The sequence below is a fragment of the Treponema sp. OMZ 805 genome, from assembly GCF_050937395.1.
Classification (GTDB): domain Bacteria; phylum Spirochaetota; class Spirochaetia; order Treponematales; family Treponemataceae; genus Treponema.
In genome coordinates this window covers 17,438-33,614 of sequence record NZ_JACCLP010000015.1, presented here as the reverse complement: position 1 = coordinate 33,614, position 16,177 = coordinate 17,438, and the positions used below count along the sequence as shown (strand labels likewise).

The following is a 16,177-nucleotide window of genomic DNA, read 5'->3' as shown; positions in this document are numbered from 1 at the left end:
ACTATACAATATGGCCGATGAATGAGCAACTGTCGGCCTATAAAATTAAACAAGGGCGGCGAATCTACGACATTTACAATATCTTCAATTCTTTTTCTTTTGCGCTTGTTACCGGTAATACGGTTACCCTTTATGCGCTGTTTTTAAAAGCCAACACAACGGTAGTCGGTTTACTGACCGCATTTATGTACCTTTCTTTTTTTGCCATTCCGCTTGGCAAATTGATGGTTATGCGTTTCAGCATTATGCAGACATTCGGCAGTACATGGCTTTTGCGTACCGCCTCGCTCTTGCCGCTGCTTGCCATCCCGTTTCTTGTCTCTGCAGGACACGATCAGTATGCGCTCTATTGCCTATTGCTTGCGGTAGGGCTGTTCAATTTTTTCCGCGGCGCCGGGATGATTGCCAATAATCCCGTTATCAGAATCCTTGCACCCGGGAAAGACCGCAGCTCGTATATCGTACGCCTTTCCTTAATCAACAACCTTGCGGCATTACTCGCCACTGTTTTGCTGGCGTGGCTTTTACGGATGGATTCTTCGGTACGCAGTTATAACCTCGCGAGTATGATCGGTATACTGCTCGGCTTTATCGCCTCTATCCTGCTGTTTAGAATACCGGAACCTCAGTCCGCAAAGCCGAACCGTCAAAAGCGGAAAGACAGCACAACCCCGCGCCAAGGTTCCACTTTCTTGAGGCATATTCGGGATGCCTTTAAAGATGCAAACTTTAGACGGTTCGTATTGGCGTTCTTTATTATCAGTCTCGGTATTGCGATGATCCGTCCGTTTATCATCGTGTATGCAAAAGAAGTTTACAGTAGACGCGACAGCGCTGCGACCATCTTATCCGTGTACTCACTTGTAGGCGCCCTCAGCGTCGGGCTTTTAATGCATCTGATTATCGACCGCATCGGCGCTAAACCGATCTTTATTATTTTCAGCGCAATCAGCGCCCTTTCGTTAATACCGGCTTTCTTTGCGCCGGGACTTGCAAGCGCCGGTATACTCAGTACCGTTTTTCTCATCTTATTTACGATGATAAGCAATACCGGTTTTGTCGGGCAGGATAATTCGTCGCAAGCATATTTCTTCGCGATGGTGCCGGAAGAGGCGCTGATGGATTTAAGTATGCTCTATTACTTTATCCTTGCGATTACCGGCGGCGCTGGTTCCATCCTCGGCGGAACGATACTCGACCTTTTGCGGGTGCAAGGTTTTTCCTACCTGCAATCGTATCAAATATTTTTCTTGATAGTTATCGCCATTATCGCAATCGGTATCGTATTTCAGCGCAAGCTCTTGAACCTCGGCAGTTACCGCGTGTTTGAAACACTTGCCGTGCTCTTTTCTCCCCGCGATATGAAGGCACTCAACCTTCTGCACAAATTAGACCGAAGCGAGACTATCGAAACCGAAGAGAAAATCCTCAACGAACTCGGCGAAATTGCTTCATCGGTATCCTGCGATCAGCTGCTGCACTACCTTGAATCTCCGCGGTTTACAATTCGGATGAACGCATTACGGGCGCTCTATTCGATGAATACCATCAATTCGAAAGTGCGCGATGTGGTGTTGAAAGAGCTTGAACAAGGGGCGTTTACTACCGCGCCGCTCGCCGCACGGATACTCGCCAAATTCAATGTGCAGCAAGCGGTTACCCCGTTACGGGCAGCGCTCGACAGCGACGACTACTATCTTGCCGGAGAAGCGATGGTCGCCCTTGCACGGCTAAACGACAGTTATAGCCAGCCTAAAATCGGCACCATTCTTTCCCAAGCGGAAAACCCCGCGCTGATACTGAAAGGAATACGTGCGCTGGAGCTTTTTAATGCAGATAATTCCCCTATGTTTATTCTGGATATTCTCCGCAGGGACACCGTTCCGCCCTATATCGAAAACGAAGCGCTGCTTGCACTCGCATCGTTAATGGGTATCCAAAACGACTTTTATTATATGTTTGAAAAATACCGGAACGAAAAACAATCGCCGTCTATTCTTTTCATCGATATACTCGATGAAATCTTTGAAACAAAAAAAACGAGCGATCCTGTACTGAAAAAGACCGTCATCGATTTTATTCAAGACTACCAATACGATGAAGCCTTTGTACGCTGGCTCATCGGATTCGGCAAAAACAAATTGGGCATACGGTCGGCTCTTCTGGTCGCCGTTGCCCTTGATATCGGCTTAATTCATCGGGAAGCGTTCCGCTTCTTTTTGTCGTTTTGGGCTATCTCCTTATTCAAAAAACCGGAACTTGCGGAACGGTAGAACTCTCCTTCGATTTCTGAAATTCAGCTTAACCGTACAGGAAACGGAGAAGCTCAATTTCTCATTATAAATTACCCCTCGATAATCTGTATCTCAAATTCCAACCGAGGCATACATTCCGCTAAATCACTTTGAATCCGTTTGAGCGCGTCTACACGCATATCGACGGACGTATTGGCATTTCCCTGAATGATAAAGATTGCATTTTTTGTCCCGTCATCAAATTTATAATGTTCCCCATCCCGGACATCCAGCCATGCCATAATACCTTTTGAATCGCGGTACACGTAATCGGTTTTAGCGACATGCTTTTCCGTGGATAGGATGGGAAGGAAAACGCCTTCTTCTTTATTGACGGTAAACTCTATCTGCCCGTCTACTTTAGCAAGGTCATGTCCGCCTATTGCCAAAAGCGAACGTAACGACTCGACGTTATAAATATCGATAACGCTATTAATGTGCGGAATAGAGCCGCGGTGCTGAATGTTTCGGATAAGAGCCGGAACGGTCGGCATATATTTTTTGATACTGCGCCCCACGCTTTGCAGCATATCAGTGTATCCCTGAATGACCGGATGATTGAATACTTCATCAACATCGCATTTCAATGCCCATTCTTCCATCTCTTTTTGCTTCTTTAAAAAAGCCTCTGATAAGGGAGCTTGCGGGTCTACATTTTTTGCAATGCCGATCACAATGCTTTTAATCCCAAGCGCGGCAATACTTTCATCCATAATAAATTTCATAGCAGAGAGCCTCCATACTATTTTATTCAGTATAAGTATATTGATTATACCATTGACTTTAAAATTTTTAAAGAATCCGATATTGTTTTGTGTCATTACGGCTAAAAGATAACCTTCGTTATAAAATTCCTCTAAAGTACAAAAAAAAAATACCGATTATTAGAATAGTGGAGGGATCGGTATGGTATCGAATTATGTACCGTTGTCATCATTGTCTTATGCGGCAATGACGAGCATTTCGGCCGGAGGGCGTGCATATCTTCCGGTCGATACCAAACAAGTTGTTTATTCTCATTTTCAATATGTTTCCGGGGTGCCGCGAACCAAAGATCAAAACGGCGTCAGTATCGGAAAGCTCAAGATTTTAAATACGCTCATCGATCAGCTGGTGAGAATGCGCGAAAACGAACGGGAAAACAAGCTATTAACGGGCACTTCCGATGAAAAAACGCTGGACACGATGATTGAATATGTCAACAATAAAATCCATACGGAAATAGCGCTTTCAAAAAGCATCGGGTATGCTTCTTCCTTACCGGAATCGGCATATCTGTTGGATCTGACGGCTTAATCATCAAGTGATGAACGTCCTTGTTCATCACTTGATTGCGAATTTTGGCAAAGCCAAAATATCGCTTCTGTTATAACCACCGCCATCCGTGGCGGTGCTGAATTACTAAGTTTTTTATCGAAAACTTGCATATCCGCTACCCTTTATATTTGCTAAAGAACTTGCGATTTTTTTGATAAAAGAGTAACATAGCGGCCATGGACGTCATTGCGCGGTATCCTGAATTTTCTCCGCTATCTCTTGAAGCTGTACAAGCGATTCAATCCGATTTACAGCCGCTGAAAGACGGTATGTCGGAGTTAACCTTCGGAAGTTTGTATTTTTTTAGAAATACGTATAAATATAAAATAAGCAGATTTAATGAGCGCACCCTGATCTTTTTAGGGGAAGAACAGAAAAAAGCGTTTTTTTTCTCCATAGGAGACCCGCTTCCGCTTGCAACACTTAAAGAACTGTACAACGATTGTGCTTACTGGAAGTTGATCTCAGAATCATATTTAACCGATAATGCAGCTTTTTTCCAAAACTTTAAAGAGTCTCCTACCGAAGATAGGGATAATTTCGATTACCTCTACACCCGCCTCTCGTTGAGTACGCTTTCCGGTAAGCAATTACATAAAAAGAAAAACCATGTGAATGGCTTTTTAAGCAATTATCCTGATTTTACGTTGAAAAAGCTTGATACGGATACCAAAAAAGACGCATCTAAAATTTTAGACATCTGGGCGACGGAGCAAACCAACATCCAAGAAACCGACTACGAGGCTGCACAACAAGCCTTGGCATTGCCGGAAATAGCGAATTTTCTCAGCCTTATCCTGTATGTACAAGGTGTGCCGGTTGCATGGTGTTTAGCTGAATTGGCCGGTCAGGGAACTATCGCCGTTGTCCATTTTGAAAAAGCACGAACCGATTTTCGAGGCAGCTATCAATACATCAACTATGCCTTTGCCCAATCGCTTCCCGAACAGGTTATCTACATCAACCGTGAGCAAGACTTGGGCGACGAGGGGCTGCGCCATGCAAAAATGAGCTACAAGCCGGAAGGTTTTGTTAAAAAATACCGACTTGATAAAGGAGCGCTTTGAAACTATGAAGTTAGTCAGCACTCGAAACAGCAATCTCGCTGTTTCCTTTAAACATGCGATCTTTGATTGTATGCCTGCCGACGGCGGTTTATATGTTCCGTACTCCGAACACGATTTACGCTCGTGGATATTGCATATGAATGAGCAGACAACCTTTTCGACCATAGCAGGCTCGCTAACATCTGCACTGCTCAAAGAAGAGATTAGTCCGGTTATTTCCGAGCGGATTGCAGCAACGGCGTTTCAATCCTATAGCCCGCGGCTTCGCCAGCTTGATGACCGCCTCTTTTTGCTGGAGCTGTTCCACGGGCCGACCGGCAATCATCGAGATTTCGGCTTTCTATGGCTTGCTTCCGCGCTGGAACACCTTTTAACAATAGATGAGAAGAAAGCCATTGTCATCGCCCCCAGTACCGGAGTCGGCGGCAGAAGTATGGCGGCAGCATTCGGAAATAAAAAACATCTTAAATTGATTATCTTATATCCGAAAGGCTATGCAAAGGGGCTAAAACCGGAGCATTTGTTTCAGAACGGCGGCTCCGTCTATCCCGTAGAGGTTAAAGGAGACACTGTCACAGTCGAGAATCTCATCCGGTCTATTTATCAAGAGCGGCAGCTCGTAAAAGATTATAACCTGACATTGGCAAATACGGTCAACATCGGGCGCATTTTGCCGCAGGTGTTTTTCTATATGTTTGCTTTTACCCGCATAAAAACAAGAACGGCAGGGGAGATATTCTATGCAGTGCCGTCGGGAAACTACGGTAATCTTACGGCAGGCTTATACGCATGGAAGTTTTGCTTGCCGGTAAACGGTTTTATCACGGACGCAACGGATGCACTGAACTGTGACGAAACCGGTAGCTGCCGCTGCGTTAATTCGTCCATCCCACTTTCGGAACGCGGCCCCGCCGATCCTGCCGTACCTTCCAGCATCGAACGACTTGAACAAATTTTTACACTCAGCCCTGCGATTATGAAATCGATTATTTTCCCTGCATGGGTCTCGGATGCCGAAGCGGAAATGCTCATCAGCGATTCCTATCGGCGTTACGGTATTATGTTCGATATGGCGACCGCTCATGCATACTCAGCAGCACAAAACCGGAATATATGCCAAAGGAGCGGCGGAGAATCTCTCGTGTTGGTCTCGAAGGATCATCCTGCCTTTGAAAGCAAAATTCTTACCCGGATATGCGGCGAGTCTCCGATAATACCCGAATATCTCCGCGATATCGATACCCCTATTCCGAACGTACCGCTCATCAACGGAACAAAAGAAGAACTCATCAAAATTCTCAATAAAGTAAGCGAGGTACAATAATGCCATACAAATTAGACGGTGCAAAATTCCCTACGTTGGAAGATTTAGTCGAAGCGCTCTATCCGCTCTATGCCGATAAAATGAGCGAAGAAGAATTCAAAAAATATGCAGAAGAAAACGCAGAAAAAAGTTAATTTTTTGGGGAGATTATAATGGATTATTATCACGCCTTCCTCAAGCGAAGTGCAGCATGGTTTATCGTATGCTGTATGTCGGTATTTGTTCCCACACTTCTTTTTGCAACGCAAAAACCTACAAAAGAATCTGCGCAAGGTACTTTTTCCGGTGATTACGTTATTTACCGTGATTATTCATGGAAAATCCCTACATGGATAGGCTTTTTGTATTATAACGATGAAACCTACGGTGCTTTTATCCGTACCGATGAGCAGGGAAATTCCCGTACCGTATCCATCCTATTCAGCGCTCAAGTTGAAAAGGGGCGGTTAGTCCTGACCGGTCAGCAAATTATCTCTTCTATTACGCAGGATGATACATTCGGCGTTAATTATCTGATGGAGCTTTTACCCAAGCTCTATGAAATTAAAACTTTCCCTCGTGCAGGAAAAGCGCCGTTCGGCACGGCAACGGTACGCAAGCAAATGGAAGAATTCGGCGGAGCAGTTACACTGGACTTTCAATCTTTTGTGCCCCTCTTTCACCTTAAAGCGATAACCGGCGCAAAAAAAGAACCGGTTTTGGAATTAACCGAAATAGGCTCCATTAATGGCAACGGGGAATCGGTATTCTATGGTTATGGTCCGGCAGAACCTCAGCAAAACACAAACGTATTTACCGTCGATAAAGCGGCAAAGAAAGAAACGGTAACCGTATCAGGTGTGCAGCTCCATTTGGATAGCCAGTGGAAAAAAATTGCAGATAATTCATTTCTTTGCGAGGATACCGCCTTTTTAACGGTAAGTACGGTCAATATACCGTCGGCAGAAAATGGGAATCCGTTATCCGTACCCGAACGCTTGCTTCGATTGCTAACAGCTTCAAGTCCTTATGCCAAAACACTGCTGCCGTATACGACTGTCGAAGGGAAGCAAACAGCCTTTACGCTCAAGCAATCCGTATACGACATCGAATCAAAAAAGATTTCAAAAGACATAAAACGATGCATTAAAAATAAAGACGGCAGCTTTACCATTGTCAGCCTAACAGTTAACAGCGCTGCGTATAGCGCAGAGCAAGCCTATTTTAATGGACTTTTTTAGTTTTTGTGCTATACTGCAACAGAGATGATAGGGCATTTACTTTTTGATATTGATAATACGCTTTATTCTGCATCCAATCTGATGGAACGGAGAATCTCCGAACGGATGTTTCAATTTATTGCCGATTTCTTATCGCTTCCGTTGGAAGAGGCTATAAAACTGCAACGTGCACGGCGGCACAATTACGGTACGACGCTCGAATGGCTTGAATGTGAATATCATTTTAATGACAGAGACACGTATTTTGAAGCAGTGCATCCCGCTTCGGAAATTGCCGAATTACAACCGGATCCGAATTTGCGGAATTTTTTACTTTCGTTACAGATGCCGATGACGGTTTTGACCAATGCACCGATGGCACATGCCGAACGGGTTTTGAACTTCTTTAATATCAGTGATTTATTCCTCGCTGTTTTTGACATTTCCTATAACCAAGGGAGAGGGAAGCCGCAACCGGAAGCCTTTACCAAGCCGCTTGCCGCTGTGCATAAAACGGTTGAAGAAACGTTGTTTCTGGATGATTGCCCCGCTTACGTTGAGGGTTTTGTCAAAATTGGCGGCAGGAGCGTACTGATCGACGAAAAAGAACGATGTACGGATTTTACCAAAGCGTCCGGTATCCCGTCGATCAAATCAATTTATGAGCTGCCGCCGCTGTTGGAACGTCTTTCCATATAGGAGTATATTAGACCTATTCTGAAACTTTCGTTTTCGAATAGGTCGACGAGACAATTGTATTATTTTGAGGAGCGCATTATGGAAGAGAAAAAAATTGACGGTCTTGTACTAAAAAATATGCTTGAAAACTTGAGGCCATTATTCGAACAATACGCAAGCAAGGATAATGTTATCACCGAAGAAAATGTACACAAACTGGAAAATCCTCAAATTCGATCAATCTTAGAATCGGCCGTAAAAAAACTCTTGTTGGAAGGTTCAAAACTCTACCCGGAAAAACACATTGCCGAATTTTTAACGGCAATTAAAGCCGGAAAGAAGGGCATTATCCTCTCCGAGCACTACAGCAACCTCGATTTACCGATTTTTTTATATTTAATGGAACAAACAGGACCGGCAGGAGAAGAGCTTGCTCATCGTTCGATTGCAATGGCAGGGATGAAGCTTACCGAAGAGGATCCGCTGATAGCCGCTCTCACCGAAGGCTATGAGCGCATTGTCATTTATCCGAGCAGAACACTTGCCGGCATTACCGACCCCGTACAACTGGAAGAAGAGAAAAAACGGAGCCGCAGCATCAATATCGCCTCGATGCGGACGTTGGAAGAAGTGCGAAAAGAAGGAAAAGCCGTTATCGTATATCCGGCAGGTACCCGCTACCGCCCGGGAAAGCCCGAAACAAAACGGGGTGTCCGCGAAATCGACTCATACATCCGAACCTCCGATGTGATGCTGTTGGTGTCTATTAACGGTAACTGTTTGCGCATTTCGGACGACCCATCCAATATGCTGGGAGACATTGTGTGCCAAGACAAGGTTGTAATGGAAATGAGTCCGGTTATCGACTGTAACGAATTCCGCGAGCGTGCGAAACAACGCTGCCGTGACGGAGATGACAAAAAACAGGCCGTCGTCGATCTCGTTATGGAAGAACTGGAGATTATGCACAACCGAAATGTATAGGCTGTTTTCGGGCTTCCATTAACATACCTCAATATCAGCTGTAATAACAACCGCATCCGTTCCATAAAGCTGTCTACATTGCTTTTACGGATATCTTCTACAAAGCTCCATACTGATTTTCCCGTGTCTGTAAACGGTATTGTAGTATATGCAGGCATCAAATTTTCTAAAAACCCGTACCGCACTTCATCATTCGGAAAACCAAGCCGGTACATCCGCTCTTCTGTAACGTATTTCTTAATGGTTAAATAACCGGATTGAAACAGAATAGGTAAGGCATCTTGCGCTACAGCCCTGTATGTTTCCAATCCGGTTTCATTCAATTCAATATTCCCATCCAAGTCAGGGATAAAAAAATGAGCTTCTTTCAGATAATTCACCAAAAAGGTCGGTGTTCCCGTCCCGAACCAGTAGCTTTTAATTTCTTTATTATCAAAAGCATTTAATAGACTGAATGGATTGTACATTCCTTCCCCTGCCGGATGGAACAGGTAGCGTCATACCATTGTTTTAATGCTGCTATCGCTTGCAGATAGTCAAATCCTCGCTTGTAAGCCAGCGCCGGTTTGCAAGCAAACCGGTTACTGCTTGGAACCACCGCCATCCGTGGCGGTTCTGAAATGTACATTCGTATACACCGCTTAACGACAAGGGGCTGTCCAAAAACTGAAAGCCTATCGGCCTTTTCTGTAAGGAAATAATTTATCATATCCGCTAAAGCGGATTGCGTAACAGTTTTTGAACAGTTCCTTTAAATTTAGATGCGACAACGTAGATGCTCCGCATATTCTTAAAAGCTGGTGTTAATACGGTTTCCCCATAGTAACCTTTTTTGAATCGCGGAGTGTCCAGCTTTCTGCTTTATTAATAGCGGTTTTTGCATCGCGTACCAGCGATTTTGAGGCGGTTATCGGCGCGATAACCGCTGACTTTAAGACGGCGCCTCCTCGCCATGCACCGCTTGCAACGGCGGCTTCCGCTTCCCGTACCAGCTCTTCGTCATTCCATGCAGGAGCTGCGCCCCGTTTAGCACATTCTTTTTCGGTACAGTAGAGAATGGCATCCTGAATATCGCCGTCCACTCCGGCTTTTATCAGAATGACATTGGCGTTTCTTTTGGGAATGCTCGTATACGGTCCCCAAAAATCCCGCGCAGCCGCACAAGCTTGTGTTCCGCCGGAAATAATTTTAACGGTTGTTTCATCGCGGATACCCTCTTCGACGGAACGCCAATGGTATACAATAGTCTCGCCTGCGGAAACTTCTGCGGCGGGGAACCGATAGTGCGGGTTTTGCTTATCTCCGACATTCGTGATGGTGATGCCGGAAAGGTTGCCGCTTTCCATTACAATAAACTCGATAAATTCGCTTTTCGGTTTGCTGCTGTATAGCGGACGGATTTCGGTTATCCGCAGTTTTGCAGGGTGCGTATTGGCTCCCTCAAACGGCAGCGCAAAATCAAGAACGCTGTGCTTTGTGTCCGACACGGAACCGCGCAATACAAAAGGAACTCCGATACCGATCGTGGCAGTTGGGCTAAGCGCAAAGGCGGTGTAGGTATCAGCCTTGCCGGATTGTTCGTCGGAATCGGTAAAATTGTCGGGGATATCCATCGGCTCGGCGCTGCACGTTTGCGTTTCTCCCGTTTCGGGGATAAAAATTTCCGCTGAAAGAAATTCCGCCGTACCGGCAAAGTATATCTGTATAGTATTGGTTTCCATCCGTACGGTTTTTACTATTTTAATGGGTTCAGCTTCTCCTCCGAGAATATCGGTAAAAATCGGCTGTTGAGAAAAACCTGCACACCCTGCTCCGCATAGCGCACAGATAACCGGCATAACAAAAAAGAGTTTTTTCATCGGTTCGTCTCCTAAGTATTTGTAAGCTACCTTCTATATGCGACACGCGCGGCTTTTTGGCTAAGAATTTAAGAGAAAAGAAAATAATTTTGCTGTTTTTTAGGAGGTCTGACATTAAATATAAAGACGCTGATTATCCGCAAGATTTTATCAAAATCGATCTTGCGGACTTAAAAGTAAAAGCTGAATATATTCCCGCACTGTTGTATCTTTTAGGAACTTCCTATCTCCGTGCGCGCAGCGAGTTGCACACGGCAAGAAGTGCGACGCCGACATCGGCAAACACCGCTGCCCATAATCCGATAATGCCCAAGGCGCCGCCTGCCAAAAAGGCGATTTTAACAACAAACGACATAACGATATTTTGTTTGACGATTTGCCGTGTAAAACGTGCCGACTTGATTGCCTGCGGAATAAGTTGCGGGTTGTCGGTCATAAGAACGACGTCGGCGGCTTCGATTGCGGCGTCGCTGCCGATTCCGCCCATCGCGATACCCACATCCGCACGGGCGAGAGCGGGCGCATCGTTAATTCCGTCTCCGACAAACACGCAGACGGCGCGGGCGTTGCCTTTCTTCCGTTCGTCGCTGATAGCTTCAAAGCGGGCGACCTTTTCATGCGGCAAAAGTTCGCTGCTGCAGCGGTCAAGCTGCAATTCGGCGGCTATTTTTTCGCCTGTACGCTTCGTATCGCCGGTCAGCATCTCAAGGTATCCGACGCCGACGCCGCGCAGTTCCCGTATCGCTTGTGCGGATTGCGGTTTAATGCTGTCGCTGCAAATAATACAGCCGGCATAACGCCCGCCGTAGGAAAGGAATACCTTTGTTCCTTCGATTTGAGCGATGGAAGCAGGCTGCTTTTCCGCATCGCCGAAGATGAACAGCGCGGAACCGGCCGCAAGCTCCTGTTCGTTCCGCAGCATTTTAACGCCGGAACCGGCTTTTTCCGTGTATTGCCGGAGTTCGGCAGCTTCTTTTTCAAACACGGCTATTTTCTCTTTACCGAGCTGCCCTTGAATAGCGCCTTTTATCGCAACGGCAATCGGATGGCCGGAATGATACTCGGCGATATAGGCAAGCTCAAGCAACTCCTCCGTGCTGAATTGTTCGGCAGGAAGAATATGCTGTACCGTTAAAACACCGGCGGTCAGTGTGCCGGTTTTGTCGAATACAACGCTGTCCGTTTTGGCAAGCGAGTCGATAAAATCCGCTCCTTTTATCAATATACCTTTTTTTGCCGCCCCGCCGAGTCCGCCGAAGTAGCCGAGCGGAACGGAGATAACAAAGGCGCATGGGCAAGAGATGACGAGGAATACCAATCCGCGCGAAATCCACGGAACAAAGGCGTTCCACGAAAGCGGGCTGCCATGTACAGCTGAAAGTACAAGCGGCGGAAGGAGCGCCAGCACGACTGCACCGATCGTTACAATCGGAGTGTATACTCGTGCGAAGCTCGAAATAAGCCGCTCCGTTTTTGCCTTGCGGTCTTGCGCATGTTCCACCAACTGTAGCATTTTTGCCGCAGCGGTATTTTCCGCCGCTACGGTGGTTTTAATCACCGCAAGCCCGTCCGTATTGACGAATCCTGCAAGTACCGTACCGCCTGCTTCAATAAAACGCGGAACACTCTCTCCCGTCATTGAAGAGGTATCAAAAGAACACGCCCCTTCGACCAGTATCCCGTCAAGCGGAACCTTCTCTCCCGGTTTTACGAGGATCAGCGTACCGATAGGAACATCTTCCGGGGCTACAATGTCAGGGTCATCCCCTTCATGATGATGCCCGCAGCAGCACTCTTCGGCATGATTATGCGTATGTTCGTGTTCATGCTCGCACTCGCATTCTTCATATGCGTGATGATGTTCATGGCTATGTTCGTGTCCACACTCGCAGTTTTCCGAATGGGTATGGTGATGTTCACCGTGTTCATACCCGCATTTGCACATCTCGGCGTGAATGTGCTCATGGCTGTGATGGTGGTCATCATCTTCATGTTCATGACCGCAACAACTATGTGCATCGCTGTGTCCCGATTCGGAGTCGGCAGGATTATGATAGAGCCGGACAAATTCGGGGCGCAAATCCATCAAGTTGGTAATGGAACGGCGGGATTGCTGAACGGCGGCGGCTTGCAGCAGCTCACCCAAGTTGTAAAACAGCATAACCGCGGCGCCTTCCGACCACTCTCCGAGTATGAATGCACCGAGTGTCGCAAAGGTCATCAAAAAGTTTTCGTCAAAAATACTTCCTTTACCGATGGTCTTCAGCAAGGTTTGGATAACTTCCAGTCCCGCAGCAAGCCACGAACCGACAAAAAGCAGTGATGAAAGTGCAATGGAGTAAGAAGCGCCGTTGAACTGAACGGTTATTTTGAAAGGTTCGGAAGCAATTTTCAATACAATCCCGGCGATAAAAAACACCGCCGCTACGCTAAAACGGATAATATCGTGTTTATTCCACAAACTGTCATGATGATGTTCATCATGATTATGCGTTTCGTGTATATGATTACATGCCATACAACTACAAGCCATATTACCTCCTATAAAAACTTTTGCAGGATGTTTAAACATCCGAAAAAGTTTTTAGTCGTGCGCGTTGCGCGCACACGTAAATAATCAAGTTTGCAGCGCAAACTTGAGACAAAAAGCGCTGGCGATATTTTAGACAGCGCTTTTTGTCATCTCTCCTCCTTTGGTCTAGCGGCCTTCCAGAATATGCTCCATGCCGACGCTATATAAGATGCCGACATGATTGTCCTCTATGGAATAATAGATTTGTTTTCCCACCCGCCGCGAACGCACTATTTTTGCCTGTCTGAGGATACGCAGTTGATGAGAAATTGCCGAAGCGGAGATTTCAAGTACCTCCGCAATGTCGGCAACGCACAGCTCACCCGCCATTAACGCGGATACAATCTTGATACGGGTTGAATCGCCAAAGTTCTTAAAAAAATCACTCAATGCGGTCATCGTGTCCTCGTCGGGGATCTTTGAGCGTGCATGAGCCACGGCATCGGGGTTAAAATACTCCGCCGCTTCGTCACTCATCGGTTCTTCTTGGTTTTCCATTATGCTGCCTCCTTACGTATTCTGATTATCATGCCTGCCCACCTTGGTCATTCGTCTTCTCAAAACAGCAGGATTGTTTTATCTGTCAATATATGAACAAATGTTCAGATGTTTATTTGATTATATGTACAATTAAAAACAGTGTCAAGAGTGGCTTTTAAACTTTGTATTTTAGCATTGTTATATAAATATTAAAAAATTAACGACCGCCCTCTATAAATTTTTTGTAAAATGTGCTATTATTATTAATTATTAACCAAGGTGTGAAGGGAAAATGGCTAATAAAAATACAAATTTACATAAAGCAAAGCGATTTAAAGATGATGAGTTTTATACAACTTATGAAACTGTAGAAAACGAACTTTCTCATTATATCGGTCAATTTAAGAATAAAACAGTTCTTTGCAATTGTGATAATCCTTTTACATCAAATTTTTCTAAATACTTTATTCAAAATTTTAATCTTTTAGGATTAAGAACTCCTATTTACTTATAATGTACACTATTTTGTACAAAAACAGCAAGAGAAAATATTTGCTTCCTATTGCGGATAAAAGGTATAAGACCGGTGGCTAAAAGCTGAAAGACTGCACCTAACGCAATAATTCGCATATATTGGGCTGTCAATTCGAGTGTTGTTCCGTATGGGAGGCCTTGTACTTGCCAGGTCTATAGCCTTCGGCTAAAATGTAATCACAATACATATTAGCCGAAAGGATGCTGTATGAGTTATATTTCCAGAAGTTTGGAAAAGATAGTCTTAGAGGTAACAAAAGAATATCCGGTAGTATTGGTAACAGGCCCAAGACAGGTTGGGAAAACTACCATGCTGCAAAAACTTATGGAGGGCACAGACAGAGGTTATGTGTCGCTCGATGATTTGCATGAGAGAGCTCTTGCAAAGACCGATCCGGAACTGTTTTTGCAGCTGCATAAACCGCCCATACTGATCGATGAAGTTCAATATGCGCCTGAATTATTCACCTACATAAAAATATATGCGGATAAAAAGCGCAGCAAAGGTGATTTCTGGCTTACCGGTTCTCAAGCTTTTAAGCTGATGCAGGGAATGCAAGAGTCATTGGCAGGAAGAGTAGCGGTGCTCTCATTAACATCTTTATCGCAAGCAGAGATTTACGGAAATAGACTTGAGCCGTTTGTGCTCGATATGAAAAAACTTTCCGCACGGAGCAGAGAACGAAAACCTGCGAATATCAAAGAAATTTTTAACAGAATTTATAACGGCTCCATGCCTGCGGTCATAAGCGGTCAAAATAAAAACACTCACATTTTTTACAGCAGTTATGTAACAACATATATTGAAAGAGATGTAAGAGCGCTTTCGGATTCGATTGACTCTTTAAAATTTTTGCGGTTTATAACTGCCGTTGCCGCACGGTGCGGACAGCTGCTCAATATCGCCGACATAGCACGCGACGCGGATATTAATCAAAAGCAGGTGAAGGGCTGGCTGGGTATTCTTGAAACGTTAGGAATTATTTTTTACTTACACCCTTATTCAAATAATATGTTAAAGCGCCTCGTAAAAACTCCCAAGCTGTATTTTTATGATACGGGATTAGTCTGCTATCTGACAAAGTGGAGCAGTGCGGAAACGCTGGAAAGCGGCGCTATGAACGGAGCCATACTTGAAAATTATGTTGTTTCCGAAATAATGAAAACATATCTCAATAACGGTAAAGCGCCCTTTATGTATTACTATCGGGACAAAGACGCGAAAGAAATCGATATCGTATTAGAGCATGACGGCGTACTTAATCCGATAGAAATTAAGAAATCCGCAAATCCGGGTTCCGAGCTTGTCAAAGTATTCAGCTTACTGGATAACGCTTCTATTCCGCGTTCTAAAGGCGCGGTCATCTGCATGAAACCGGAGCTTTCAGCAATTGATAGGGAAAACTACATCGTGCCGGTTTGGGTGATTTGAAATTTGTAGAGTGAACAACTATTTATATGAAATAAAAATGGCGAACTCAAAACTCGTTATTATTGGAAGCGATGTATGGATCGGCTGTAACTGTATGATTTTGCCGGACGTAACCAACGGCAACAATGTCATCATCGCGGCGGGTGCGGTGGTAACAAAAGATATTCCCGATAACTGCGTAGCCGCCGGTGTTCCCGCAAAGGTGATAAAACAGCTGGAAAATGATATTGAAGACTGATGTTCAATGCCGATGACATGGGAACACAGGCCGATAGGTTTGTTGCAGAGTAGTCCGATTAATAGGTAATAACACAGTCAACTAAACTATCCGCTCTCACGTCGGAGATATCTCTGGCTTGAGGCGTTTTTTTGTGTATATACGTGCGGTATACGTCACGGTATTCTTACAAAACGGCGGTAAATGTGGTATAATTGTA

The 16,177-nt window shown here is 45.1% G+C and carries 15 protein-coding genes and 1 pseudogene; 11 read left to right on the top strand and 5 right to left on the bottom strand.

Features of this window, described 5'->3' with window-relative positions; translation table 11 throughout:
* Positions 1-17 precede the first annotated feature (17 nt).
* Entirely contained in the window at positions 18-2,273 is a 2,256-nt protein-coding gene (locus HGH47_RS10775) for an MFS transporter (protein ID WP_432912353.1), read from the top strand.
* Positions 2,274-2,344: 71 nt separating this feature from the next.
* Here HGH47_RS10775 and HGH47_RS10770 read toward each other — a convergent pair whose 3' ends face one another.
* Positions 2,345-3,019 (bottom strand): B3/B4 domain-containing protein, encoded by a 675-nt coding sequence (locus HGH47_RS10770; protein WP_212565722.1) that lies wholly within the window; start codon positions 3,017-3,019, stop codon positions 2,345-2,347.
* Between the two features lie 181 nt (positions 3,020-3,200).
* On the opposite strand from HGH47_RS10770, the gene HGH47_RS10765 reads away from it, so the two are divergent.
* From HGH47_RS10765 to HGH47_RS10735, 7 genes are all read left to right on the top strand, one after another.
* Positions 3,201-3,590 (top strand): hypothetical protein, encoded by a 390-nt coding sequence (locus tag HGH47_RS10765; protein ID WP_212565723.1) that lies wholly within the window; start codon positions 3,201-3,203, stop codon positions 3,588-3,590.
* Between the two features lie 197 nt (positions 3,591-3,787).
* Positions 3,788-4,678 carry a DUF2156 domain-containing protein gene (locus HGH47_RS10760; RefSeq protein WP_212565724.1) on the top strand — a complete coding sequence of 297 codons (891 nt, stop codon included), beginning with the start codon at positions 3,788-3,790 and terminating at the stop codon, positions 4,676-4,678.
* Positions 4,679-4,682: 4 nt separating this feature from the next.
* Positions 4,683-6,002: a threonine synthase gene (locus tag HGH47_RS10755; protein WP_212565725.1), complete on the top strand. Its 1,320-nt coding sequence runs from the start codon at positions 4,683-4,685 to the stop codon at positions 6,000-6,002.
* A complete protein-coding gene (locus tag HGH47_RS10750; RefSeq protein WP_256478592.1) occupies positions 6,002-6,136 on the top strand; it encodes a hypothetical protein in 135 nt (44 codons plus the stop codon). The genes HGH47_RS10755 and HGH47_RS10750 overlap by 1 nt, the downstream gene beginning before the upstream one ends.
* Before the next feature lie 18 nt (positions 6,137-6,154).
* A complete protein-coding gene (locus tag HGH47_RS10745) occupies positions 6,155-7,222 on the top strand; it encodes a hypothetical protein (protein WP_212565726.1) in 1,068 nt (355 codons plus the stop codon).
* A 24-nt stretch (positions 7,223-7,246) separates the two neighbouring features.
* The gene (locus HGH47_RS10740; RefSeq protein WP_212565727.1) at positions 7,247-7,900 is read left to right on the top strand and encodes an HAD-IA family hydrolase; all 654 of its coding nucleotides are present in this window, start codon (positions 7,247-7,249) and stop codon (positions 7,898-7,900) included.
* A 93-nt stretch (positions 7,901-7,993) separates the two neighbouring features.
* Positions 7,994-8,863 carry a 1-acyl-sn-glycerol-3-phosphate acyltransferase gene (locus HGH47_RS10735; RefSeq protein ID WP_212566498.1) on the top strand — a complete coding sequence of 290 codons (870 nt, stop codon included), beginning with the start codon at positions 7,994-7,996 and terminating at the stop codon, positions 8,861-8,863.
* Between the two features lie 41 nt (positions 8,864-8,904).
* On the opposite strand, the pseudogene HGH47_RS10730 reads toward HGH47_RS10735, so the two are convergent.
* The 4 genes and pseudogenes from HGH47_RS10730 to HGH47_RS10715 all read right to left on the bottom strand — a co-directional run.
* Positions 8,905-9,398, bottom strand: a pseudogene (locus HGH47_RS10730) (AAA family ATPase); the annotation flags it as partial.
* 268 nt (positions 9,399-9,666) lie between these two features.
* Entirely contained in the window at positions 9,667-10,722 is a 1,056-nt protein-coding gene (locus HGH47_RS10725) for a hypothetical protein (RefSeq protein WP_432912299.1), read from the bottom strand.
* A gap of 223 nt (positions 10,723-10,945) precedes the next feature.
* Positions 10,946-13,255, bottom strand: coding sequence for a heavy metal translocating P-type ATPase (locus tag HGH47_RS10720; protein WP_432912296.1), 2,310 nt, complete (start codon positions 13,253-13,255; stop codon positions 10,946-10,948).
* A 165-nt stretch (positions 13,256-13,420) separates the two neighbouring features.
* Entirely contained in the window at positions 13,421-13,792 is a 372-nt protein-coding gene (locus HGH47_RS10715; RefSeq protein WP_016522542.1) for an ArsR/SmtB family transcription factor, read from the bottom strand.
* A 274-nt stretch (positions 13,793-14,066) separates the two neighbouring features.
* Here HGH47_RS10715 and HGH47_RS10710 point away from each other — a divergent pair, with 274 nt between their 5' ends.
* The 3 genes from HGH47_RS10710 to HGH47_RS10700 all read left to right on the top strand — a co-directional run bounded on the left by HGH47_RS10710 (position 14,067) and on the right by HGH47_RS10700 (position 15,978).
* Positions 14,067-14,288, top strand: a complete 222-nt coding sequence (locus HGH47_RS10710) for an adenine-specific methyltransferase EcoRI family protein (protein WP_212565728.1) — start codon at positions 14,067-14,069, stop codon at positions 14,286-14,288.
* A 228-nt stretch (positions 14,289-14,516) separates the two neighbouring features.
* Complete coding sequence (locus HGH47_RS10705; protein ID WP_212565729.1) at positions 14,517-15,740, top strand: ATP-binding protein; 1,224 nt, start codon at positions 14,517-14,519, stop codon at positions 15,738-15,740.
* 37 nt (positions 15,741-15,777) lie between these two features.
* Positions 15,778-15,978 (top strand): hypothetical protein, encoded by a 201-nt coding sequence (locus HGH47_RS10700; RefSeq protein ID WP_212565730.1) that lies wholly within the window; start codon positions 15,778-15,780, stop codon positions 15,976-15,978.
* The last annotated feature ends 199 nt before the right edge of the window (positions 15,979-16,177 follow it).